Source organism: Bacillus cereus group sp. N31 (genome assembly GCF_016483245.1).
GTDB lineage: Bacteria > Bacillota > Bacilli > Bacillales > Bacillaceae_G > Bacillus_A > Bacillus_A toyonensis.
Genome location: NZ_JAEHCH010000025.1, coordinates 1 through 22,069, shown reverse-complemented (window position 1 = coordinate 22,069; position 22,069 = coordinate 1). Strand labels below are relative to the sequence as shown.

The following is a 22,069-nucleotide window of genomic DNA, read 5'->3' as shown; positions in this document are numbered from 1 at the left end:
TTACTTTTTCAAGTTGCTATTTGTAAATTTAGATACGGAAGACATCGCTTCTCCTGTATCTAAGTATGTGATTTGAATTGGATCTCCCACTTCTGTAAACATAGCATATGGGAATTTTTTCGCAGGTATCATAAATACTTTTTGTTCATTTTCTAACAGTACGTACACAATTGTATTTTCACCTGATTTTTCTTTATATACTCGCTGTACAATACCTTCTTTTTGCGCTTCTTTTCCACTCGAAGTTGGTCTAAATGAATCTCCACTCCCGCTTAGCGCATTTTTATAATTCTCAAGAGCTTCTTTTTGCGTCGAACCTGTTGCAAATATTTTTGCATTAGAAGCATAGATGACAGTATGAGCACGTACTAATCCCCCGTCATCAATAACAGGTACAATCCAAGAAGGTTTACCGTACACGTTATAAATAACCGGCATCGTTCCATGCCATTTCTCTCTTTTAAAGGAATTATCCACCACTTCTGAAGCAGCTGAACCATCCATAATTCCCTTTACTTCTTTTCCGTTATAGTAATACAACTTACCTGTACGTGCATCAATAAGTGAATAACCTAACGCAGAATCTACTCCTTCTTTTGGAGAGGTGAAATCAGTAAAGTAATATAGCGTTCCATCCTTACCGAAGATTGGTGTCACTCCTTCTTTCGTCCCCCACTCAGTCGGAATCTTCATATCAGTTTGCGAGAATTTTGTATTCCAAAATCCGTGAATATATTTACCGAAATACGTATTTAATGTAGATGCGGTCTCATGATTCAATACACCATCAACAAATTTAGGTGCCTTTCCTTTATCATATCTTTTCACTTCACCTGTTTGTGCATCTACTACAACAACACCCTCTACCTCAAATCCAGATCTCCCTGAAATAAATTCACCATATGTCATTGTATAATACGGTTTCCCTTTATCATCAACTTCAAATTTAGGTTTCCCCTTAAAGATTAAATTTGGTTCGGAATTTCGTACGACACGCTCTAAATTATTCCCGAAAAACATGCTTGGCACGTATTTCATCTTATAACCGAGATGCAGTTTCGCTTCGGCATCAGGGTTCGTACCTGACATCGTTACGTACCCTGGAATTGTTTCAGCTTTACGTGCTTTAAAAAACCCTGAAACTTCAATCGGCGCTACATATAAAGCCTCACCGTTTACCATTTGTGGCGTTAATTCTCCTAGCTCAAAATAAGCTACTTTCGGAATATCCCCAAATACTTTTTTCATCTTATTCTCCGCTGTCTTTGGCGGCACTGTAAACGGCTGATCATTTTCAGTAAATGGCTCTGAAATATCTTTCTCTACCTTAACAACAGAATCATATTTCTTTTGCGTGATTACTATATCGTGCAAATAACCAAAATAGCCGTAACTTGCAAGTAAAACAAACATTAGAAGACCTTTTAATGTACCTTCTAATTTCCCTATCTGATCTTGTGAAAATAAAACAAGCCCAATTAAAATTGCTACTGCAACAGAATAATGAGTAAGAATCGAATCTGCTCGATCATCAATTAGCCAAAAATATTCATAGATTGCAATACCTATCCAAAATAAAACAGGAATAACTAAAATGGATGATTTCTTACCCTTTACAACCTTCTCATCCCCCTTCTTATCCACTGCTCGAAGTTTACTACCGCTTCTTGTCCATGGAATCAAAAACAAAGTGAGAATAGCTAAAACTAAAAATTTCATCAAAGGCAATGTCCCCTTTTCTTTTGTCTTCCCTTTTAGTATAACAAACAAAGGGTATTTAGGTAAAAATAGGAATGGTTATATTTTTTTACTACTTAATACAACTCCACTTACTACATATAAGATAGATGCAATATAAAAAATCGTACCAATCGTAAAGAAATCTACTAAATACCCCGTTACAATAATCGCTACTGCGCCTCCAATTGATGTCCACACATGGTATTTTCCAATCTCATAACCAGCCTTTTCCTGCACAACCTTTCGTGCTAACGACGTTTTCTCAGTATTACGCTGCACAGCACCTAAAACTCCCATTACAACTTGAAGAATATACACATGCCAGACTTCCGTTGCAATTGGAAAACAAAGCATTAATATCGCCATGGACCAAGCGTATATTATTAATAATTTTTGATCACCTACTCTATCAGACGCCTTCCCTACTAACGGATATACAAGTGCTGAAGTTAATGCAAATAAGCCATAAGCCCACCCAAACTGTGAGAAGCTATTTCCAACATTCCGAAGCAATAAAATGTAAAAAGGAAATACCATACTTCCTGCCATCATAATGATGCTTTGTGAGGCTACAAATCTTCTATATGTCATTTCGTATACTCCCTATAAAATAAATTCACAAATCTCTCTTCTGGATCCACTTCCTTCTTCTTCTGAAGAAATTCTTCTATACGAGGATATGCTTTCTTTAGCTGTTCTTTCGTTGGATAAGAATAATACGGTAAATAATAACTACCGTTATGTTTTAAAGTAACATCAATCATCTTCCGAATGACATCCTCTGTTTTCTTCACCTCACTCTCGGAGCGTCCTTGGTTAATTAAAAGCACCAGTGCAAACATATCATCTTTTGCATAGGATAAAACTGCATTTTCATTCTTTTCCACGTAACGAATCGTAATATTGAGCAAGTTCAGTTCTTCTTCACTTAATACGGCACGTAAATCATCTATATATTCCGTGAAGGAATCTATAGGCACAAAGTATTCTTGTAGCACTTCTGTAAGGTTCGGATTTTCATATTCCATAAAAGTACTATCTGATCTCATAACATTATTCCGCGTCTCAAACTGTCCATCTGTACGTTCAAAATAACTTCTTTGTATATCCCAAAATGTATTCTTTCCCCAATCACTATAACGTGATAATCCAAGCAAAAATTTCGGCGCAGCTATAATATTTTCTTCTTTTAATTCACTGTACTCTTCTCTCATATTTTGATTTTGTGTCAATGCATAATCCGTCACATACATCTCTTTTAAAAATGAGTTTGGAGCAACAGAAATACGTGCTAAGTGCATACGAACATTTTCTTCTTTTTTCACTTTCTCTTTGAAGTAAGACGTGTATTCTTTATAGTCTATCATTCTCGTATGCATTTCATATAATTCATCATCAGTTAGCTTTAATGTCACATCTAAAATGACACCAAATAACCCGTAACCACCTATGACATATGGAAATAACTCTGCATTTTCTTCTCTACTTATATTACGTACCGTGCCATCTGCCATTAACAATCTAAATGACTCTACTGTATCAATCAATGCTTCATGACGAATATCACGCCCATGTACATTTACACTTAATGAACCACCAACAGTAAAAATGTTTTGAGATTGCATCACTTGAACTGCAAGACCGTATGGATTAATTTTCTTCTGGATATCATTCCACGTGACACCACTTTGAACTGTAATCCGCTTCTTCTCTGGATCGAATGCTAATATTTTATTATACTCTTTCATATCAAGCATCGTACCGTTCGGATAGTACGTCTGTCCGCCTTGGCTATGTTGCATACCTGCAATGGAAATTTTCTCTCCGGAAGTATTTGCATCTTTCACCACCTGTTTTAATGAACGTTCATCCTCAGCATGTTCAACACGTTTAATTTTCGTTGGAAGCAACTTTCCTACATCGCTCATAATAGGGTGCTTTAGTTGCTCTTTATATGTATTTACAGATGTTGCAAGCAACACTGTATAAGCTACAATGACCACCGTCATCTTTCTTTTTTTCAAATGACACTCTCCTCTTCTACATCTTTTCCTCTTCATATTGTACCTATTTTCCTATGAAGAAAGTATACAAAAAAGAGGGTCCTTATTTTAGGTCCCCCCTCATCGAAACTATTACTTTGCTGCTGGCAATTTTATTGGGTCAAACTTTTCGTACGACGTATATTTTGCGTTCGTAATAATGTGTGCTTTATCCTTGCCATTACTACTCATAATCATGTCTATCTTTGCTGATTCATATTTAAAATCTTTTGTAATGATATATTCTGCATCCACTTCTTCTATCTTCGCATTTTGTGCTTGTAACATTTTCTTCTGCGTTTCATCCATGCTAGTTAACATACTTTCTGTTTCTTGCCCTTTTAATGTAAATTTCAGTTTATATTTATCTCCGCTTTTCTCCATCTTCATTTTATCTAAAACTACTTCCGGTACTTCTAACTTATCTATAATATCTTGAGTCGCTTTCATTCCACCAGCGTTTAATTGCTCCTCTGGTACGGTTATAACTTCTCCTGTATTAGGGTTTTTTACCTCACCAGCAACTTTACCATCCACAGTATACACTACAACATCTGTACCGGAAATATTCATTTCAGAACGAGAATTTTTTGTCTTTGGCTCTAATTGCATCTTAGCCTTTAATATGTCCATCTCTGTTCCCTCAGCTTTTACCCCTACACCATATGTCATCGTTACATGCTCTTCATTTTTAAAAGCTTCGTTCGTTTTCTTGAAAACATCCTTCGCTGCTAATTCCTTTTCTTTTTGAACTGATTCTTTTTTCGGCTCATCCGTCTTTGCTGTTTTTTCATTACTACACCCTACCCCTAGACTGATTGCAAGTACTAAACTTGAAACAAAAATAATTTTTTTCATAATGTCGCCCCCTTTCCCAAAATAATATCACCTCTTTTCCTATGAAATCTATATAATTTTTAATCTATATTCTCTATATAGCGACATGTTTAATGAAGATCTTAAATATGATGTAAATAATAACAACTCATTTCAGGAGGTTATTATGAAGGCGATTATTTGTACACAATATGGACCACCAAACGTTCTCCAGCTTCAAAATGTAGAAAAACCTAAACCTAAAAAGAACGAAGTATTAGTTAAAATTCGCGCAACAAGTGTATCGACTGGAGATTGTAGAATACGTGGCTTTAATAGTCCCCTCTTATTTTGGGTTCCTATGCGGATCATATTAGGTTTTAGAAAACCGAGAAAACCTATACTCGGCGTAGAGTTATCTGGTGAAATCGAAGAAATTGGAACAGATGTAACTCAATTTAAAAAAGGAGACCCGGTTTTTGCATTAACAGAACTAAACCTTGGTGGTTATGCCGAATACACATGCGTGCATGAAAGTGGATTGATAGCATTAAAACCTAATAATGTGACGTATGAGGAAGCAGCAGTTATTCCCTTTGGCGGAACTTCGGCACTACATTTCCTAAGAAAGGCCCGGATAAAAAGGGGGCAACAAGTGCTAATATACGGCGCATCTGGATCAGTAGGAACAGCTGCTGTACAACTTGCTAAATATTTCGGCGCGACCGTTACAGCTGTTTGTAGTAATTCAAATTTTAAACTAGTGCAATCTTTAGGGGCTGATAAAGTAATTGATTATACGAAAGAAGATTTTACTAAGCAGGGCGAGCACTACGATATTATATTTGATGCAGTTGGAAAGTATAAAAAGTCTCTTTGTACAGACGCATTAATGCCTAATGGAAAATATGTATCTGTTAACGGAATGATGGCAAAGGTCAGTAAAGAAGATATGAACCTACTAAAACAACTAGTTGAAACAGAAAAGCTAAAACCTGTTATTGATAGAACTTACCGATTAGAAGAAGTTGCAGAAGCCCATACGTATGTAGAAATGGGCCATAAGAAAGGAAACGTTTCGATTACCTTAAAATAAAATATATTCAGAAAATAACATTGACAATTCCTTTTGTAAGATTTACTATTAGTACCATATTTAAAAACTACATATACATACTCTTATCAAGAGTGGCGGAGGGACTGGCCCGATGATGCCCGGCAACCGAGCTTATAACGTATAAGCTAAGGTGCTAATTCCTGCAAAACGAGTTTTCGTTTTGGAAGATAAGAGAGGAACCTATTTCGTCTATTCGGCACCTCTCTTATTTTGAGAGGTGCTTTTTATTTTGGAACGTATATTAAGGGGGCATTATAGATGAAGAAAGTATTATTGAGCATTGTAAGCGGAGCAGTATTATTATTAGGCGCATGTGGCGCAAATTCAGATAAAGATGTAAAAATATTAGACGAGAAAAAGATTACTGTCGGTGTAACAGGTGGACCACATGAACAAATTTTTGAGAAGGTTAAAGAAGTTGCGGCAAAAGACGGTCTCGACATTGATATAAAAATATTTAATGATTACGTAGCACCAAACGTTTCGTTAGATGAAAAAAGTCTTGATGTAAATAGCTATCAAACGAAATCATATTTAGATGTATTTAAAACCGAACGCAATATGAAATTAACTGAAGTATTTTCAACAGTAACATTCCCAATGGGCGTATATTCTAAAAGCTTAAAAGATGTAAAAGAATTAAAAGAGGGCGATGCAATCGCTGTACCAAATGACCCAACGAATGAACTTCGAGCTTTAAAATTATTTGAAAAAGCAGGGGTTTTAAAAGTTGATCCAAAGGCTACAGAAAAAGCGACTGCAAAGGATGTAATTGAAAACCCGAAAAATTTAAAGATTGTTGAATTAGAAGCTTCTCAATTACCAACGCAATTAAGTGAAGTGAAAGCAGCTGCAATTAACACAAACTTTGCATTAGGTGCAAAACTAAATCCAGCGAAAGATTCCATTTTCCGCGAAGGAAAAGATTCACCATACGTGAACTGGGTCGTTGTTCGTACTGAAAATAAAGATGATGCTGTTGTAAGTAAATTAAAGAAAGCTTATCAATCTAAAGAAGTAAAAGAATTTATCGAGAAAAAATTTGATGGTTCAGTTTTACCATCTTGGTAGGAGCTGACGATAATGATTGAATTAAAAAACGTCTCCAAAGTATTTACAACAAAAAAAGGGACTGTTGAGGCTCTTAAGTCTACTTCCCTTAAAGTAGAAAAAGGCGAGGTATTTGGAATCATTGGGTATAGCGGCGCTGGTAAAAGCACATTAATTCGCTGTGTAAATTTATTAGAAAAACCAACGACAGGAAACATCATCGTAAACAACCAAGACTTAACCACTTTATCAACAAAAGAACTAGCAAAAGCGAGGCAAAAAATCGGAATGATTTTTCAAGGATTCAATTTACTTAAAACTGTTACCGTTTATGAAAATATCGCATTGCCGTTACGCCTTGCTGGCATTCCAAAAGAGGAAATTGAAAAAAGAGTAGAAAAATATTTATGCATCGTGGATCTTTTTAACCGTAAAGATGCTTATCCAAGCGAACTTTCTGGCGGCCAGAAACAACGTGTTGCCATCGCTCGTGCACTATCACATGAACCAGAGGTTTTATTAAGTGATGAAGCAACGAGTGCATTAGATCCAGAAACAACTGATTCTATTCTTGATTTATTACTAAAAATTAATGAAGAAATTGGAATTACGATTTTACTCATTACACATGAAATGAATGTCATCCAGCGTATTTGTGACCAGGTTGCCGTTATGGAGCATGGATCTGTAGTCGAAAGCGGGACTGTAAAAGATATTTTCACAAACTCACAACATGTAACAACGAAGAAGTTTGTAAATAGCGCATTTGCAGCTAAAATTCCAGAAGAAGTACAAAAAGAACTACAAACTACTGGTGAAATTGTAACACTTTCTTTTATAGGAAGTTCTTCAGGAGAACCAGCACTAGCTGTCGCTACAAAATGTTACCAAGTATATCCAAATATTTTATCCGGTAATATTACGCAGTTAAAACATGAGGCATATGGGAAACTTGTCGTTCATATGCAAGGTGAAAAAAATGAAGTAAACCGTGCTTTAGCATTCTTACAAGAGAAAGGTATCATCGTAGAGGGAGGGAAAACAGACTATGGAAAACAAGTCCTTTTTGGATGAATGGGGTAAAGTCATATGGGAAGCAACAATTCAAACATTTCAAATGACATCTATTTCATTACTTATCTCTATCCTTATCGCATTACCGCTCGGCGTTACACTTGTTTTGACGAGACCTGGTGGACAGCGAGAAAATAAACTTATCTATCCTATTCTTAATACAGTTATTAATGTCATTCGCTCTCTTCCATTTATCATTCTATTATTCTTCATTTTACCTTTTACGAAGTTTCTAATGGGAACATCCATTGGCGTGCAAGGTGTTATCGTACCACTTGTCGTCTTCACAGCTCCTTATATTGCACGCTTAATGGAGACAGCTTTACTAGAAGTGGATCGTGGTGTTATTGAAGCTTACCAAGCAATGGGAGTCTCTACTATAAAAATTATTTGGCACGTCATGGTTAAAGAAGCACGCCCATCTCTTGTGCTCGGATTAACGATCGCAACAATCGGCTTAATTGGCGCAACAGCGATGGCTGGTCTTGTAGGCGCTGGCGGGCTAGGGGACTTGGCATATCGCTTCGGACATTTACGCTATGAACCTGAAGTAATGTATGCAACCGTCTTTATTTTAATTATCCTCGTTCAAGGATTACAATCTTTAGGGAATGGTGTTGCACGAAGATTGAAGAAAGATTAGAAAGAAGGCATCTCACCGGAAGGAGATGCCTTCTTTTTACCTTTTAAATCCACCTTCCGAATGAATCACTTGCCCCGTAATCCACTCTGCTTCTTCACTTACTAAAAACTTTATGAGTCTAGCTGCATCCTTTGGCTCACCAATCCTGCCAAAAGGAAACATCGGCTTTAATCCTTGCTTTATCTCTTCAGTCATCCATCCTGTACTAGTTGGACCTGGGTTAATTGCATTCACTGTTATTCCTAAATGGGCTACTTCTGCTGACAACGTACTAGTAAGAGCATCAATAGCTCCTTTCGTTGTTGCATACGCCAGTTCTCCTGCCATAGGCCCTTGAAATTGCCCCGAAGTCATATTCACAATTCTACCACCAAATTTCTTATCAAATCCTCGGGCAAATTGACTACTTAACAATGTAGTCGCACGAACATTTACCATGTAATGCTTATCCAGCTCTTCAGCAGACAAATTAGAGAAATCATTATTCGTAGAATATGCTGCATTATTAATTAATATATGAGGGTAGCCTAGTTGTTCAGTAACCCTATTTATAAGCTCTTTCGGTGCATCATTTTGAGTTAAATCTAACTCCATGCTCGATACTTTGACACCGTTTTGTAGTAACTCTTCTTTTAATTGTATTTGTTCACTTTGCTCAACGCCCCAAGGCATCTCTTTATCATACTCTGTCCAATACGTAAAAAATATATCGTATCCAGCCTCAGCTAATTCTTTACAAATAGCTGCTCCTATACCGTCTAGACGACTTACACCTGTAACAACTGCTACTTTATTTTTTAATTGATTCATCATATACTCCTCCAATTTTAAAGGACGCATATTTTATATGAGAGATATAAATTTCCCCACAAAAAAGATAGATACATAATAGGCCTATCCTTACCGAAGGAATGACTACGCCAAATATGCAGTCCTTGAATGATTTACAGATAGCTAAATAAACCCTCACTTATGAGAGAAAAATAATCTATCCAATTGCTAATCATTACAAGTTCATCCACATATCTAGTCTTTGCCTCCTTTTGATATATCTCTATTATTAGTCTATCAAAAAAGATGAAATGTTACAAAAAATAAAACAATTACTCACAACATATATTCGTTCACATTTCCTCCATTGTGAATTTATTCACAATGGATATATAATAAACATGTAAATACAATATTGGAGGGATTTCAATGGTTATCAATTTTTTAAGAACTGATAAACGTGCTACTTTCATATTATTACTTTTACGTCTTTACATAGGATATTCTTGGATTACTGCTGGAATAGGCAAAGTTTTAGGACAATCTTTTGATGCCAGCGGTTTCCTCAAAGGCGCCATCGCCCAAGCATCAGGCGATCACCCCGCAGTACAAGGCTGGTGGGCGGATTTCCTTCAAAACTTTGTTCTTCCACACGCAGACTTATTTAGCTTTTTCGTACAATGGGGAGAAATCTTAGTAGGTTTAGGTTTAATTTTAGGTGGATTAACAAAAACTGCTGCATTCTTTGGAATCATAATGAATCTTTCATTCTTATTAAGTGGAACTGTTAGTGTAAACCCAAACATGCTTGTTTTAACTATGTTCATTTTAGTTGCAGGTCATAATGCTGGACGTATTGGATTAGACGGTTATGTTTTCCCTAAACTTTTCCGGAAAAACAACCACGAAACATATAAATTAAGTAAAACTGCGTAGTAACAGTTTACTTTTAAAATATAAGTAAGAAAAGAGCCTAAGTATAGGCTCTTTTCTTACTTACTCTAAATTTAAATTCTTAACGAACCGCGAAACCCTCTAGCAGCATAATAGGAATCTGCTCCATTGTGGTACACAAAAACGTGTCCAAAGCGATAATCGCAAAATAGAGCGCCACCGAGTTCGCGAATATCTGAAGGCGTTTGTACCCAGCTTGATGATTTCATATCGAAATCCCCAATTTGTTGCAAATCTCGATATTGTTCTTCAGTTAATAATTCAATGCCCATAGCAGTTGCCACATCAATGACATTATTTTCTGGTTTATGTTTTTTTCTTGACTCTAACGCTTCAAGATCATAACAAAGACTTCTGCGGCCTTTAGGACTCTCCTTTGAACAATCATAGAAAGTATACTCGTCCTTCTCTTTATCATAACCAACAACATCCGGCTCACCGCCAGTTACTTCCATTTCATTAAGTGACCATAATTTCTCAGCATTAACATCCAGCTTCGCTTCAACTTTAGCCCATTCAAGACCTTCATGACGATTCATATTCTTCTCAAAACGAGCTTTCAATACTTTGAATAATTCTTCACGCTGTTCTACTGGTAACACATTTTTATTTTCTGTCATATTAGTCCTCCGAATTACATTTCCTTATAATCATAATGGTTTGCATGCAGTTTACAACAAATTATATAATTTGTTGTATCTCTTTTTCAACAATATGACCCGATTGCACAACGAAAAATCCCTGTATGAATATCCATTATATAGTACGAAATCCATCCATACTTTCCCCAAGAATATAATGTGAAAACCACATCAAGTTCTGCTTCATAATAGCTACATTCACTCCTGGCTGATTAGGACTATATGCCATTCCTTTAAATATAATTAACTCTGTATCAACTTCCATATCTCTTAACCCTTCATATAGCTCATATGCATTTGTAATTGGAATCCTTACATCCTTTTCCCCATGTTGAATTAAGGTAGGCGTACAGGCTGATTTAATATATGTCATTGGTGATGTCTTCTTATATATCTCTGGATCATTCCATGGAGTATTTCCTAAATACATTCTAATAAAGTAAGGGATATCTGTATTTACATAATGAGTACTCCAGTTCGTAATTCCACCTCCAACTGAAATAGCTTTAAATCTACTACTAAATGTAGAACAGAAAGCTGATATATATCCTCCGTTACTCCATCCCATAACTCCTACTCTATCTTTATCTACAATCCCTTTTTCAACTAGTGCATCTACTCCAGATATAACATCATCATAATCAGCAATTCCCTGTTTTCTATAGTTTGCTTTTAAAAATTCATTGCCATAACCAGAACTTCCTCTATAGTTTGGTTCTAAAACGATAAAGCCTTTTTCGATAAACTGTTCAATCGGATATTTCTCATTGAAGCAGTCTGAAAATATCGGAAATGATGCCCAAGCCGGACCACCATGAATTACTAATAATAAAGGATATTTTTTATTTGAGTCAAACCCTACTGGTGTTGATAACACACCCTCTATTTCAAGACCATCGCAACTTTGCCATGAGATGATTTCCCTGTTACTTTTAAGTTTCCCTTCGAAAAAGCTATTTTCATTCGTTATTTTTTTATCATCCAAATAGATTTCAAAGGTTTCATTTGTTATAGCCTTATTATAGGTTATATGATTGCCATCTCTTGTTATAGAGGCATCCATTATAAACCCATCTACTGTTTCACTTAACATTTCCACAGTGCCATCCTCACATAGCAAGCCAATAAGGTAATTCGTTTTATCCTGCCATCTAATTAAAATTCCTTTAGCTGTCCACTGTAATGGCATAACCGTACTATCAAAATTTGTTAAAGGTTGAATTACCTCTCCAGTATTCATATCATATATCTCTAATGTATTATCTTGTATATGATTTCTATAGTAATCCTTCTCTCTTATGCTTGCTGAGTAACATATTTTATCGCCCTCAGGAGAAAAGCAAACGCTCCCGCCCAACAACTTATCTACATTCATCTTTTGCAGTTCCTCAGCTTCAACATCTAATATATATAGATCACCATTCATATAATCGTTTAAGTTTGGTGTAACCATACATACAACCTTTTTCTCATCATTTGAAATATCAAAGTTATGTATATAAAAATCCTTACCGTCCGTTAGTTGATAAACACCGCTAACCTTCCGTTCCTGTTTATCATTTTGTTTCACTTTTTCTATTTCAATGTAGTATAAACAATTATTCCAATGTTCCTTACCTACATGATGGAAATCTCCATATCGTTCCTTACGTTTCTTTATTTCCTCACATTCTTTTGACTGTGCAATATAATAAAAACCTTTACCAGTAGGCTCCCATTTGAAATTACTGACTCCTTCTTTCTCATCAGTAATTTGAACCTCACTATAGCCGTCTAGTGACTTAAAAAAGATCTGATTTTTCCCATCTCCAACAGGGCTAAGATATGCGATACCCTTAGAATCTGGAGACCATAATGGATGTGTACTATCTATATCTCCAATTGTTAATGGGTAACTCTTCCCCTTTTCCTTTTCATATATCCATACATGATTTCTATATGTATTGTCTTTCCAGTTAGCTGTCTTTTTAACAAACGCTACATTTTTGCCATCATCACTTATATTTGTACTTGATAAGGCCGGTAATGAAATAATCTCTTCTATACTTAAATATGTTTTTTCTTTCACTTTCATTAATAAACACCCCTCGTCATGTCTAGTCAATTAATGCATCTACACTCCCAAGATTCCCGTTCAATTGGATCAGCTAGGTGTTTCATCCCAAGCTCTTCAGCAATAACAATCGTCTTTTCTTGTAGTAATAAAGAAAACTGTTCATGAATACTTAAAATATTACTAGAAAATTCAGATAAACAAAAGTGATTTCGTTCCAAATCCGATAAAGTGAACCTTTAATCAGTAGGGCTTCTGTCCATTCCCACTGCTAGTTCCTCGCTCCTCTTTAATCCACTTATCGATTTTAAATGTTCTCTTTCTTTTGGACACAAAAACACCCCTTTAGATAAAAATATCCAAAGGGGTGAGGCTTCACAAATTTATTTCAAATCTACCAACCTTCTACTCAACCGTAACAGATTTAGCTAAGTTACGTGGCTTATCAACGTCACACTCGCGGTGAAGTGCTGCGTAGTATGAGATAAGTTGTAATGGAATAACTGCTACTAGCGGTGCTAGTGCTTCGTGTACAGCTGGTAATACGAAGCTGTCTCCTTCCATTTCTAAGCCTTTCATTGAGATGATACATGGGTTAGCTCCGCGTGCTACTACTTCTTTCACGTTACCGCGAATTCCAAGGTTTACGTGCTCTTGTGTAGCAAGTGCGATAACTGGTGTACCATTTTCGATTAAAGCGATTGTACCGTGTTTTAATTCTCCTCCAGCAAATCCTTCTGCTTGGATGTAAGAGATTTCTTTTAGTTTTAACGCACCTTCTAATCCTACGTAGAAGTCTACGCTACGTCCGATGAAGAAACAGTTACGCGTTGTTGCTAAAAATTGTTTTGCTAATGCGTCCATTTCTTCTTTTTGATCACAAAGTTCTATCATTGCATTTGCTACAATTCCTAGTTCGTGTGTTAAGTCGAAATCAAGAACTTCACCTTTTGCTTTAGCAATGTCAGCCGCTAAGATTGAAAGTACTGCAAGTTGTGCTGTGTAAGCTTTCGTTGATGCAACCGCAATTTCTGGTCCAGCGTATAGTGGAAGTGTATAGTCAGCTTCACGAGAAAGCGTAGAACCAGGTACGTTTGTAATTGTTAATGCTTTATGACCCATTTCATTTGTTTGCACAAGTACTGCACGGCTATCAGCTGTTTCACCACTTTGTGAAATGTAAATGAAGAATGGTCTTTCTGTTAATAATGGCATGTTGTAAGAGAATTCACTTGCTACGTGTACTTCAACTGGTGTTTTTGCAAACTTCTCGATAAATTGTTTTCCAACAAGACCTGCATGATAACTCGTTCCACATGCAATGATGTAAATACGATCGCTATCTAAAATCGCGTTGCGGATATCTTGATCTAATTCAATTTCGCCATTTTCATCTTGATACTTTTGAATAATATTACGGATTACAAGTGGTTGCTCATCAATTTCTTTAAGCATGAAATGAGGGTATGTTCCCTTTTCAATGTCACTTGCATCTAATTCCGCTGTAAACGGTGCACGTTCAATCGTTTCACCTTGTAAGTTTTTAATTGTAATGCTTTCTTTCGTTACGATTACGATTTCTTTATCCATTAACTCAATAAATTGATCTGTAACTTGTAACATCGCCATAGCGTCGCTCGCCACAACATTAAAGTTGTCACCAACACCTACTAATAGCGGGCTTTTGTTTTTAGCAACATAAATCATGTTTGGATTTTCAGCATCAAGTAATCCGATTGCATAAGAGCCATGTAAAAGAGATAGCGTATTACGGAACGCTTCTTCTACACTTAATCCTGTGCTCACTTGTTGTTCCATAAGCTGTACGATAATTTCTGTATCTGTTTCACTTACGAACGTTACATCTTGTAAATATTCCTTTTTCACTAATTCATAGTTTTCAATTACACCGTTATGAACTAGTGTAAAGCGCTTTGATGTACTTTGATGCGGATGCGCGTTTACCTTACTTGGAACACCGTGTGTAGCCCAGCGTGTATGTCCGATACCTACGCTTGCTGCTACGTTCTCATCTACGATTTCGCGAAGTTTTGCAATACGGCCTTTTTCTTTGTACACAACAACACCGTTCTCTGCTTGTACTGCAATACCTGCTGAATCATATCCACGATATTCTAGTTTTTCTAAACCTTTTAATAAAATTTCCTTTGCATCTTGTTCTCCAATAAATCCTACGATTCCACACATGTTTAGTCGCCGTTACAAATGCTTACACTGCTCTGCGAACATGTAACGACATAGTCCGATACCATTTTTATTTATACTAAAAAACGGATTACATATTGCTAGCCCTGTAAGCTTGTAACGGCTTTCACCTTCCTCTCGATTGGGTTTAAGTCCGTATATACTTATACAGCTAGTTTTCATCCGTTCCTTTTCTCTCATCACACTTTCACCTTTGTCCATTAAGTCACCTTAATGATTTAAGTAAAAGCTTGCGGTTATGATGAACAACCGGGAGTCATCCGCCGAAATCTCGATAAAACTCCACCTCGTCAACTACACTACTTGTAGTTCTGGCGCTTTTATAATTTACAACATTTACTTTGAGAAAAAGAACAAGACAATCTTATAACAAACATTATAAACCGTCAATGAAATTTTTTTCATCGTCTTTAAAACATATGAAAAAGGAGCACTTCTTGTGCTCCTTTTAAAATAAATTCAACAAATTATTAAGCGCCAACTTCAGCTTTAACAACTTCTACAATACGATGTACATATGCATTACAAACTTCTTGTGTCGGTGCTTCTGCCATTACACGAATAAGCGGTTCTGTTCCAGATGGACGAACAAGAATGCGGCCATCACCGTTCATTTCTTCTTCTACAACACGAATAATTTCTTTAATTTTTTCATTTTCTAATGCTAATTTTTTATCTGTTACACGAACATTTACTAGTAATTGTGGGAATTTAGTCATTTCTCCTGCAAGCTCAGATAATGGCTTTTTCGTCATTTTCATGATGTTTACAAGTTGAAGTGCACTTAACATTCCATCACCAGTTGTAATGTAATCAAGTAAGATAATGTGACCTGATTGTTCTCCGCCTAAGTTGTAACCACCGCGTTTCATTTCTTCCATTACGTAGCGATCACCAACTGCAGTTTTGTCACTTGTAATATTGTTTGCTTCAAGTGCTTTGTAGAAACCTAAGTTACTCATAACAGTTGAAACAACTGTATTGTGCTTTAGTTGGCCAGTTTCTTTCATGTACTTCGCACAAATAAACATAATTTGATCGCCATCAACGATGTTTCCTTTTTCATCTACAGCGATTAAACGGTCACCATCACCATCAAAAGCAAGACCGATATCAGCACCTTTTTCTTTCACTAATTCTGCTAGGCCTTCAGGATGCGTAGAACCTACTCCAGCGTTAATATTCATACCATTCGGTGAAGTTCCCATTGTTGAAATATCAGCTTCTAAATCCGCAAATAAGTACGGCGCTAAAGAAGACGTTGCACCATGTGCACAATCTAAAGCGATATGTAAACCAGAGAAATCTTCTTCTACAGTTTGTTTAATGTATTGTAAATATTTTTGTCCACCTTCAAAGTAATCGCTCACTTGTCCAAGGTTAGTACCTGTTGGACGTGGCAATTCATCAACTTCTTTGTCTAATAAAGCTTCGATTTCTGCTTCTTGCTCATCTGTTAATTTAAAACCGTCTGAACCGAAGAATTTAATTCCGTTATCTTGTACCGGATTATGAGATGCAGAAATCATCACACCCGCTTGTGCACCTAACGCCTTTGTTAAATAAGCAACACCCGGTGTAGAAATAACACCAAGGCGCATTACTTCTGCTCCAGTTGATAATAGACCTGCTACTAAAGCTCCTTCTAACATATGACCAGATACACGTGTATCACGACCGATAATTACTTTTGGACGATCTGTATCTTTTGTTAATACATAACCACCAAAACGTCCAATTTTGAAAGCTAATTCAGGTGTTAGTTCCTCATTCGCAACTCCACGTACTCCATCTGTACCAAAATATTTACCCATTATGATTCGCTCCTTTTTCTTGCTCTTTTTGATTATCTACTGTTGGTTCTTGACTAAGTTCTTTATCTTTATCTTTGTCTTTTTCTTTTTCTTTGTCCTGGTCTTTTTCTGGATTAGTTTCAGGATCTTTTGGTTTTTCAGTTTGATTATCTTGATTATTATTTGAATCTGGTTGTTCACCATTACCCTGTACTTCTTGATCTGGCTTTTCTTTCTTCACAATAGTAACTTTAGCACTTTTTTGTTTTGGCTCTATTGAAATATTACCAGGACCGCTCACTTGAATCGAAACATCCTTCGTCCCTGGCGATACATTTTGCAAATTAATTACCGCTGTTATTTGAGCAGCTGTTATTTTATCTACTATACTTGCTTCTCCTGAAATATCAACGCTTATCTTTCCATCCTGTGGCGAAAGTAGCTGAGCAGTGACATCTTTAGAAACTCCATTTTTTTGAATCGAGACACCTTCAATTGTTCTAGTTTTCGTTTGTTTTACTTTTTGTACCCCTACGGAAACCTTCACTTGATTTGGTTTAGAACTCGTTACACCCTTTGGCAATAAAACAGAGGTATCGAATGTTGTAGACTCAGTCAATTGACTAAGATCTACTTCGACCCCCTCTATCGATTGTATATTATCCAAAATATCTTTTGGACCCGCTATCGTTACTTCTCTCGGTTCAACGCTAATATTTGTAACGGCCAATCCTTCTGGTAAACTCCCCTTTTTCGTATACGTTACAGGAACAGTTTTTTCCGTATTATTGGCCGTAGCTTGCGTCGCCACATTCAACGTTACACTAATTTTAGATGGACTTGTTCTTACATTTAAACGTTTTCCTTCTTTATTGTATAATGTAACTTCAGCTGTTTTTGTAACAGTTTTATTAACACCTTTTAAATCAATATACGCCTTAGCAGATGAAATACTTTCGATTTCTTCTTTCGTCCCAACTACCTCAACAGTATCAGGTTTAATGTTTGATTTTTCGAGAGTAGCACCCGCTGGCATCTGATCCTCATTTGATAACTTTAAGTCTACATGAACATATTTTCTCGCTTTTTCATGAAGAGTAACTTTAATTGTTGATGGCTGAACTGTTCCCTTCACATCATCTGGAAGCCCGTTCGTTTTCAAAGAAACTTCATAAGTCCCTTTTGGACTATCTCGCAAATCAACCGTTATATCAAATTGTTTTTTTGCTTTTGCTGTAGCAACTGCTGCTTTTGGGCCTTCTAACTTCACCTTAACGCCCTCTGCCGGAATACCACTTACAATATATTTATCTTCATCATACTTAAGGTTAATAGCATGATTAGTTAATGTTTCTTTCGTATCATTTGCGAAAGGTAATATACCCGATGTCGTATTCTTTTCAGTTAAAGTTGCGGACATAAAAAGCATACACGCCAATAGTAATGAGATTCCTTTTAAAAACCAATGATTCTCCATTAACTTATCCATGACGCTTTCTCCTCCAATTCCATAAAGACGAAGAAGTCGTTTTTTCGTTCCCACTAAATTCTGCTAATAACATATCCTTCAGTTGTTCTGTCTTCAAATCACGATGCAACTTACCATTTTTCGTTAAAGAAATTTGGCCTGTTTCTTCAGATACAACTACCGTAATACTATCAGTGACTTCACTAACTCCCATTGCAGCACGATGCCTTGTTCCTAACTCTTTAGAAATAAAGGGGCTTTCTGATAATGGAAGATAACAAGCCGCTGCTTTAATTGTACTTCCTTGCATAATTACGGCTCCGTCGTGAAGAGGCGTATTTGGAATGAAAATATTAATGAGTAACTCCGATGATACATTTGCATTTAACGGAATACCCGTTTCCACATAATCACCCATTCCGGTCTCTTTTGACAACGTAATTAATGCACCAATTCTACGTTTTCCCATATATTCCGTTGCTTTTGCTATCGATGTTGCAACAATTTCAGGTTCATCATCCTCCTGAGTTCCAACACGCGAAAATAAACTTCCGCGTCCTAGCTGCTCAAGTGCTCTTCGCAATTCTGGCTGGAAGATAATAATAACGGCTAAAAATCCCCACGTTAATACTTGTTCCGTTAGCCAATAAAGCGTATGCAATTCAAGGAAAATACTAATCATCCGAACGACAATAATAACTGTAATCCCCTTTAAAAGTTGAACAGCTTTTGTCCCTCGGATTATAAGAATTAGCTTATATATAATAAACCATACAACGGCAATATCTAATACCGTACTAAGATATTTCAAAATGGTCGTATCTTCAAAAGGCATGCTAACCCTTCCTCCTACTTACGAGCAATTCTATCCATATATTGAAATATTGTTTTATGCTCTATCTGTATGTATTTCCAACAACTAGTTAATTATACCATACATGAAACAAACGACAATTACAAACAACCCCCTTTAGATCAAATTGGTAAGATGTCAAACAATCTTATCGTACAGTATAATATAAATCATTATTATACGTCTATTTTCAAATAAAAAAAGCAACTTCTCAGTTGCTTTTCTTACATTTATTTTAGTTTTTCACCGAATAAAGAACCCATTAAAGCAACCGCGGTTGTTGCCGTTCTATTTCTCTCATCTAAAATCGTATTTACTTCAACAAACTCAGCAGATGTAACAATATCAGCTTCCGCTAACATTTCCATCGCTAAATGACTTTCACGATACGATAGACCACCAATTACAGGCGTTCCAACTCCCGGTGCATCATGAGGATCAAGACCATCTAAATCTAATGATAGATGTACACCATCAGTATGAGATAAATAAGCAATTGTTTCTTCCATAACAGCCGTCATACCCATACGATCAATTTCATGCATTGAGAATACTTTAATACCTTCATTGCGAATAAAGTCTTTTTCTCCTTCATCCAATGCACGTGCACCGATAATTACAACGTTCTCTTTTTTCACCTTTGGATATGCCCCGTATAAGTCTACAAGCGTGGGATGTCCATAGCCTAAACTTGCTGCAAGTGACATTCCATGAATATTACCAGATGGTGAAGTTTCCTCCGTATTTAAATCTCCATGTGCATCATACCAAATAACACCTAAATTTTTATAATGTTTTGCCACACCAGCTAGTGTACCAATTGCGATACTATGGTCACCACCTAATACAAGTGGAAAACGACCTTCTTCTATAATATGATCCACCTTACTTGCCAATTCATTACATACAGTCGCAACTTGTGTAAGGTTTCTTAATTTTGTATTTTCATCAACTTCTTTTTCTCTCTCTATACATATATCTCCCATATCTTTAACGTTATATCCAATTTCTTCAATTCTTTCAATTACCCCTGCATAACGGATCGCGCTCGGGCCCATATCAACTCCACGACGCATCTGTCCTAAATCCATTGGAACTCCAATAACTGAGATTTCTTTTTTCATAGATAGTATCCCCCTTTTATGCCTTCACTAAATATTTTAAATCTTTTATATACTCTGACTCAACTCGACATTTTTCTGTATGGATATACAATTTATTCACTTATATTTATGTTGAAATCCAAATCTTAAGACCATTTTATGTATAAAGTTAACTTAATGAAACAACTGCTATCATTATTATTAGATAATAATAAAAAACACTTCTACATTTAGAAGTGTTTTTTCGATGCAATTTTCCATACTGCTGCAATATTTCTTGCTGTCATTTCAATATTCTCTTTTGCCATCTTATATGCCTCGTCTAGTGCCATTGGAAAAGGCGTAATACTAAATACTGCATCGATTCCCTTTTCGTAAACAACTGGATAATTTGGAGATACCGATCCTCCTATAGCAATCACAGGGATATGAAGACGTTTCGCTCGCCCCGCGACACCAACAGGAGCCTTTCCATATGCTGTTTGTTCATCTATTCTACCTTCACCAGTTATAATTAAATCCGCATCTTCTATATGCTTATCAAAATTTGTATGATCCAATACAATTTCAATACCCTTTCGTAAGCTTCCCTTTAACACTGCAATAACAGCTGCTCCCATACCTCCTGCCGCTCCTGCACCAGGTATTTCAGATACATCCAAAGATACATATCGTTTAAGAATAGTCGCATAATGCTTTAAATTCTCATCTAGCCTTTTCAGCATCTCTACATCCCCACCCTTTTGAGCACCAAATACGAAAGATGCCCCTCTCATTCCGACTAATGGATTATTTACATCACACGCCGCTTCTATCGTTATCTCCTTTAGGCGTGAATCCATTCGTGAAAAATCAATCGTGACAATCGAATGTAATGTTCCTCCAGATGGATCTATTGCTTCACCCTTTTCATCTATAAACCTTACTCCTAAAGCCGATAACATACCTGCTCCACCATCATTTGTAGCGCTTCCTCCAAGCCCCAAAATAATATGCTTAACTCCTTGGTCTAGCGCATGTAATATAAGCTCTCCTGTCCCTTTTGACGTTGTAATGAATGGATTTCGCTTTTCAACCGGTACGAGTTGTAGTCCAGATGCCGATGCCATTTCAATAAACGCTGTCTTTTTATCTGTAGAAATGCCATAAAAAGCTTGTACGCCTTCTCTAAGCGGTCCTGTCACATAAAGTGATACAACGCTTCCTCCTGTGGCATCAACAAGTGAATCAACAGTTCCTTCACCACCATCTCCAATTGGTATTTTTACATACTCTGCTTTAGGAAAAATTGCTCCAAAACCTCTTTCAATAGCTTCACATACTTCTATAGCCTTTAGACTTTCTTTGTATGAATCAGATGCAATGACAACTTTCACAATTATCCCCCATCCTTTATTTTTACGTTTTCTTCATTTTAAACGACAAATATGAAAGTTGTCTTTTTAAACACAAAAAAAGCGTACATCATATGATGTACACTTTCTCTATTTATATGGAGCCTAGCGGGATCGAACCGCTGACCTCCTGCGTGCAAGGCAGGCGCTCTCCCAGCTGAGCTAAGGCCCCGTAGTAATAAAGCGGAAGACGGGATTCGAACCCGCGACCCCAACCTTGGCAAGGTTGTATTCTACCACTGAACTACTTCCGCGAAAATGGTGAGCCATGAAGGATTCGAACCTTCGACCCTCTGATTAAAAGTCAGATGCTCTACCAACTGAGCTAATG

Annotated in this window: 19 protein-coding genes, 2 tRNA genes and 1 riboswitch; of the genes, 5 read left to right on the top strand and 16 right to left on the bottom strand. The window is 36.5% G+C overall.

The window, feature by feature from the left end; genetic code table 11:
* From JDS81_RS23945 to JDS81_RS23930, 4 genes are all read right to left on the bottom strand, one after another.
* Positions 1-1,719 (bottom strand): DUF3981 domain-containing protein, encoded by a 1,719-nt coding sequence (locus tag JDS81_RS23945; protein WP_097953600.1) that lies wholly within the window; start codon positions 1,717-1,719, stop codon positions 1-3.
* A 78-nt stretch (positions 1,720-1,797) separates the two neighbouring features.
* On the bottom strand, positions 1,798-2,331 hold the full coding sequence (locus JDS81_RS23940; RefSeq protein WP_000222357.1) for an MFS transporter: 534 nt from the start codon (positions 2,329-2,331) through the stop codon (positions 1,798-1,800).
* Positions 2,328-3,764 carry an FAD-binding oxidoreductase gene (locus JDS81_RS23935; protein WP_141499389.1) on the bottom strand — a complete coding sequence of 479 codons (1,437 nt, stop codon included), beginning with the start codon at positions 3,762-3,764 and terminating at the stop codon, positions 2,328-2,330. The genes JDS81_RS23940 and JDS81_RS23935 overlap by 4 nt, the downstream gene beginning before the upstream one ends.
* A gap of 111 nt (positions 3,765-3,875) precedes the next feature.
* Positions 3,876-4,640 carry a DUF6612 family protein gene (locus JDS81_RS23930; RefSeq protein WP_000720091.1) on the bottom strand — a complete coding sequence of 255 codons (765 nt, stop codon included), beginning with the start codon at positions 4,638-4,640 and terminating at the stop codon, positions 3,876-3,878.
* A 145-nt stretch (positions 4,641-4,785) separates the two neighbouring features.
* On the opposite strand from JDS81_RS23930, the gene JDS81_RS23925 reads away from it, so the two are divergent.
* From JDS81_RS23925 to JDS81_RS23910, 4 genes are all read left to right on the top strand, one after another.
* Positions 4,786-5,694: an NAD(P)-dependent alcohol dehydrogenase gene (locus JDS81_RS23925; RefSeq protein ID WP_097953601.1), complete on the top strand. Its 909-nt coding sequence runs from the start codon at positions 4,786-4,788 to the stop codon at positions 5,692-5,694.
* An 80-nt stretch (positions 5,695-5,774) separates the two neighbouring features.
* A riboswitch (SAM riboswitch) is annotated at positions 5,775-5,889 on the top strand.
* Between the two features lie 84 nt (positions 5,890-5,973).
* Entirely contained in the window at positions 5,974-6,786 is an 813-nt protein-coding gene (locus JDS81_RS23920; RefSeq protein WP_097953602.1) for a MetQ/NlpA family ABC transporter substrate-binding protein, read from the top strand.
* Between the two features lie 12 nt (positions 6,787-6,798).
* A complete protein-coding gene (locus JDS81_RS23915) occupies positions 6,799-7,839 on the top strand; it encodes a methionine ABC transporter ATP-binding protein (RefSeq protein WP_097953603.1) in 1,041 nt (346 codons plus the stop codon).
* Positions 7,814-8,482, top strand: a complete 669-nt coding sequence (locus tag JDS81_RS23910) for a methionine ABC transporter permease (RefSeq protein ID WP_087971118.1) — start codon at positions 7,814-7,816, stop codon at positions 8,480-8,482. The genes JDS81_RS23915 and JDS81_RS23910 overlap by 26 nt, the downstream gene beginning before the upstream one ends.
* A 36-nt stretch (positions 8,483-8,518) precedes the next feature.
* Here JDS81_RS23910 and JDS81_RS23905 read toward each other — a convergent pair whose 3' ends face one another.
* Complete coding sequence (locus JDS81_RS23905) at positions 8,519-9,295, bottom strand: SDR family oxidoreductase (RefSeq protein ID WP_142312864.1); 777 nt, start codon at positions 9,293-9,295, stop codon at positions 8,519-8,521.
* 387 nt (positions 9,296-9,682) lie between these two features.
* Here JDS81_RS23905 and JDS81_RS23900 point away from each other — a divergent pair, with 387 nt between their 5' ends.
* A complete protein-coding gene (locus tag JDS81_RS23900; protein ID WP_097953605.1) occupies positions 9,683-10,189 on the top strand; it encodes a DoxX family membrane protein in 507 nt (168 codons plus the stop codon).
* A gap of 71 nt (positions 10,190-10,260) precedes the next feature.
* On the opposite strand, the gene JDS81_RS23895 is transcribed toward JDS81_RS23900, so the two are convergent.
* The 11 genes from JDS81_RS23895 to JDS81_RS23845 form a co-directional block, all read right to left on the bottom strand.
* Positions 10,261-10,827, bottom strand: a complete 567-nt coding sequence (locus JDS81_RS23895) for a DUF4256 domain-containing protein (protein WP_097953606.1) — start codon at positions 10,825-10,827, stop codon at positions 10,261-10,263.
* A gap of 136 nt (positions 10,828-10,963) precedes the next feature.
* Positions 10,964-12,922, bottom strand: coding sequence for a S9 family peptidase (locus tag JDS81_RS23890; protein ID WP_097953607.1), 1,959 nt, complete (start codon positions 12,920-12,922; stop codon positions 10,964-10,966).
* A gap of 384 nt (positions 12,923-13,306) precedes the next feature.
* Complete coding sequence (glmS, locus tag JDS81_RS23885; RefSeq protein ID WP_000334150.1) at positions 13,307-15,109, bottom strand: glutamine--fructose-6-phosphate transaminase (isomerizing); 1,803 nt, start codon at positions 15,107-15,109, stop codon at positions 13,307-13,309.
* Between the two features lie 12 nt (positions 15,110-15,121).
* Positions 15,122-15,307 (bottom strand): hypothetical protein, encoded by a 186-nt coding sequence (locus JDS81_RS23880; protein ID WP_033659100.1) that lies wholly within the window; start codon positions 15,305-15,307, stop codon positions 15,122-15,124.
* A 290-nt stretch (positions 15,308-15,597) separates the two neighbouring features.
* Positions 15,598-16,941, bottom strand: a complete 1,344-nt coding sequence (glmM, locus tag JDS81_RS23875) for a phosphoglucosamine mutase (protein WP_000521472.1) — start codon at positions 16,939-16,941, stop codon at positions 15,598-15,600.
* A complete protein-coding gene (locus JDS81_RS23870; protein WP_000359587.1) occupies positions 16,934-18,409 on the bottom strand; it encodes a CdaR family protein in 1,476 nt (491 codons plus the stop codon). The genes glmM and JDS81_RS23870 overlap by 8 nt, the downstream gene beginning before the upstream one ends.
* Positions 18,402-19,223, bottom strand: a complete 822-nt coding sequence (cdaA, locus tag JDS81_RS23865; protein WP_001115710.1) for a diadenylate cyclase CdaA — start codon at positions 19,221-19,223, stop codon at positions 18,402-18,404. Before cdaA ends, JDS81_RS23870 begins: the two co-directional genes overlap by 8 nt.
* 248 nt (positions 19,224-19,471) lie before the next feature.
* The gene (gene rocF, locus JDS81_RS23860) at positions 19,472-20,365 is read right to left on the bottom strand and encodes an arginase (RefSeq protein ID WP_000711579.1); all 894 of its coding nucleotides are present in this window, start codon (positions 20,363-20,365) and stop codon (positions 19,472-19,474) included.
* 209 nt (positions 20,366-20,574) lie between these two features.
* Positions 20,575-21,720 (bottom strand): glycerate kinase, encoded by a 1,146-nt coding sequence (locus JDS81_RS23855; RefSeq protein ID WP_097953608.1) that lies wholly within the window; start codon positions 21,718-21,720, stop codon positions 20,575-20,577.
* A 117-nt stretch (positions 21,721-21,837) separates the two neighbouring features.
* A tRNA-Ala gene (locus tag JDS81_RS23850) sits at positions 21,838-21,910 on the bottom strand.
* Between the two features lie 10 nt (positions 21,911-21,920).
* Positions 21,921-21,992: transfer RNA gene (locus tag JDS81_RS23845), tRNA-Gly, on the bottom strand.
* Positions 21,993-22,069 lie beyond the last annotated feature (77 nt).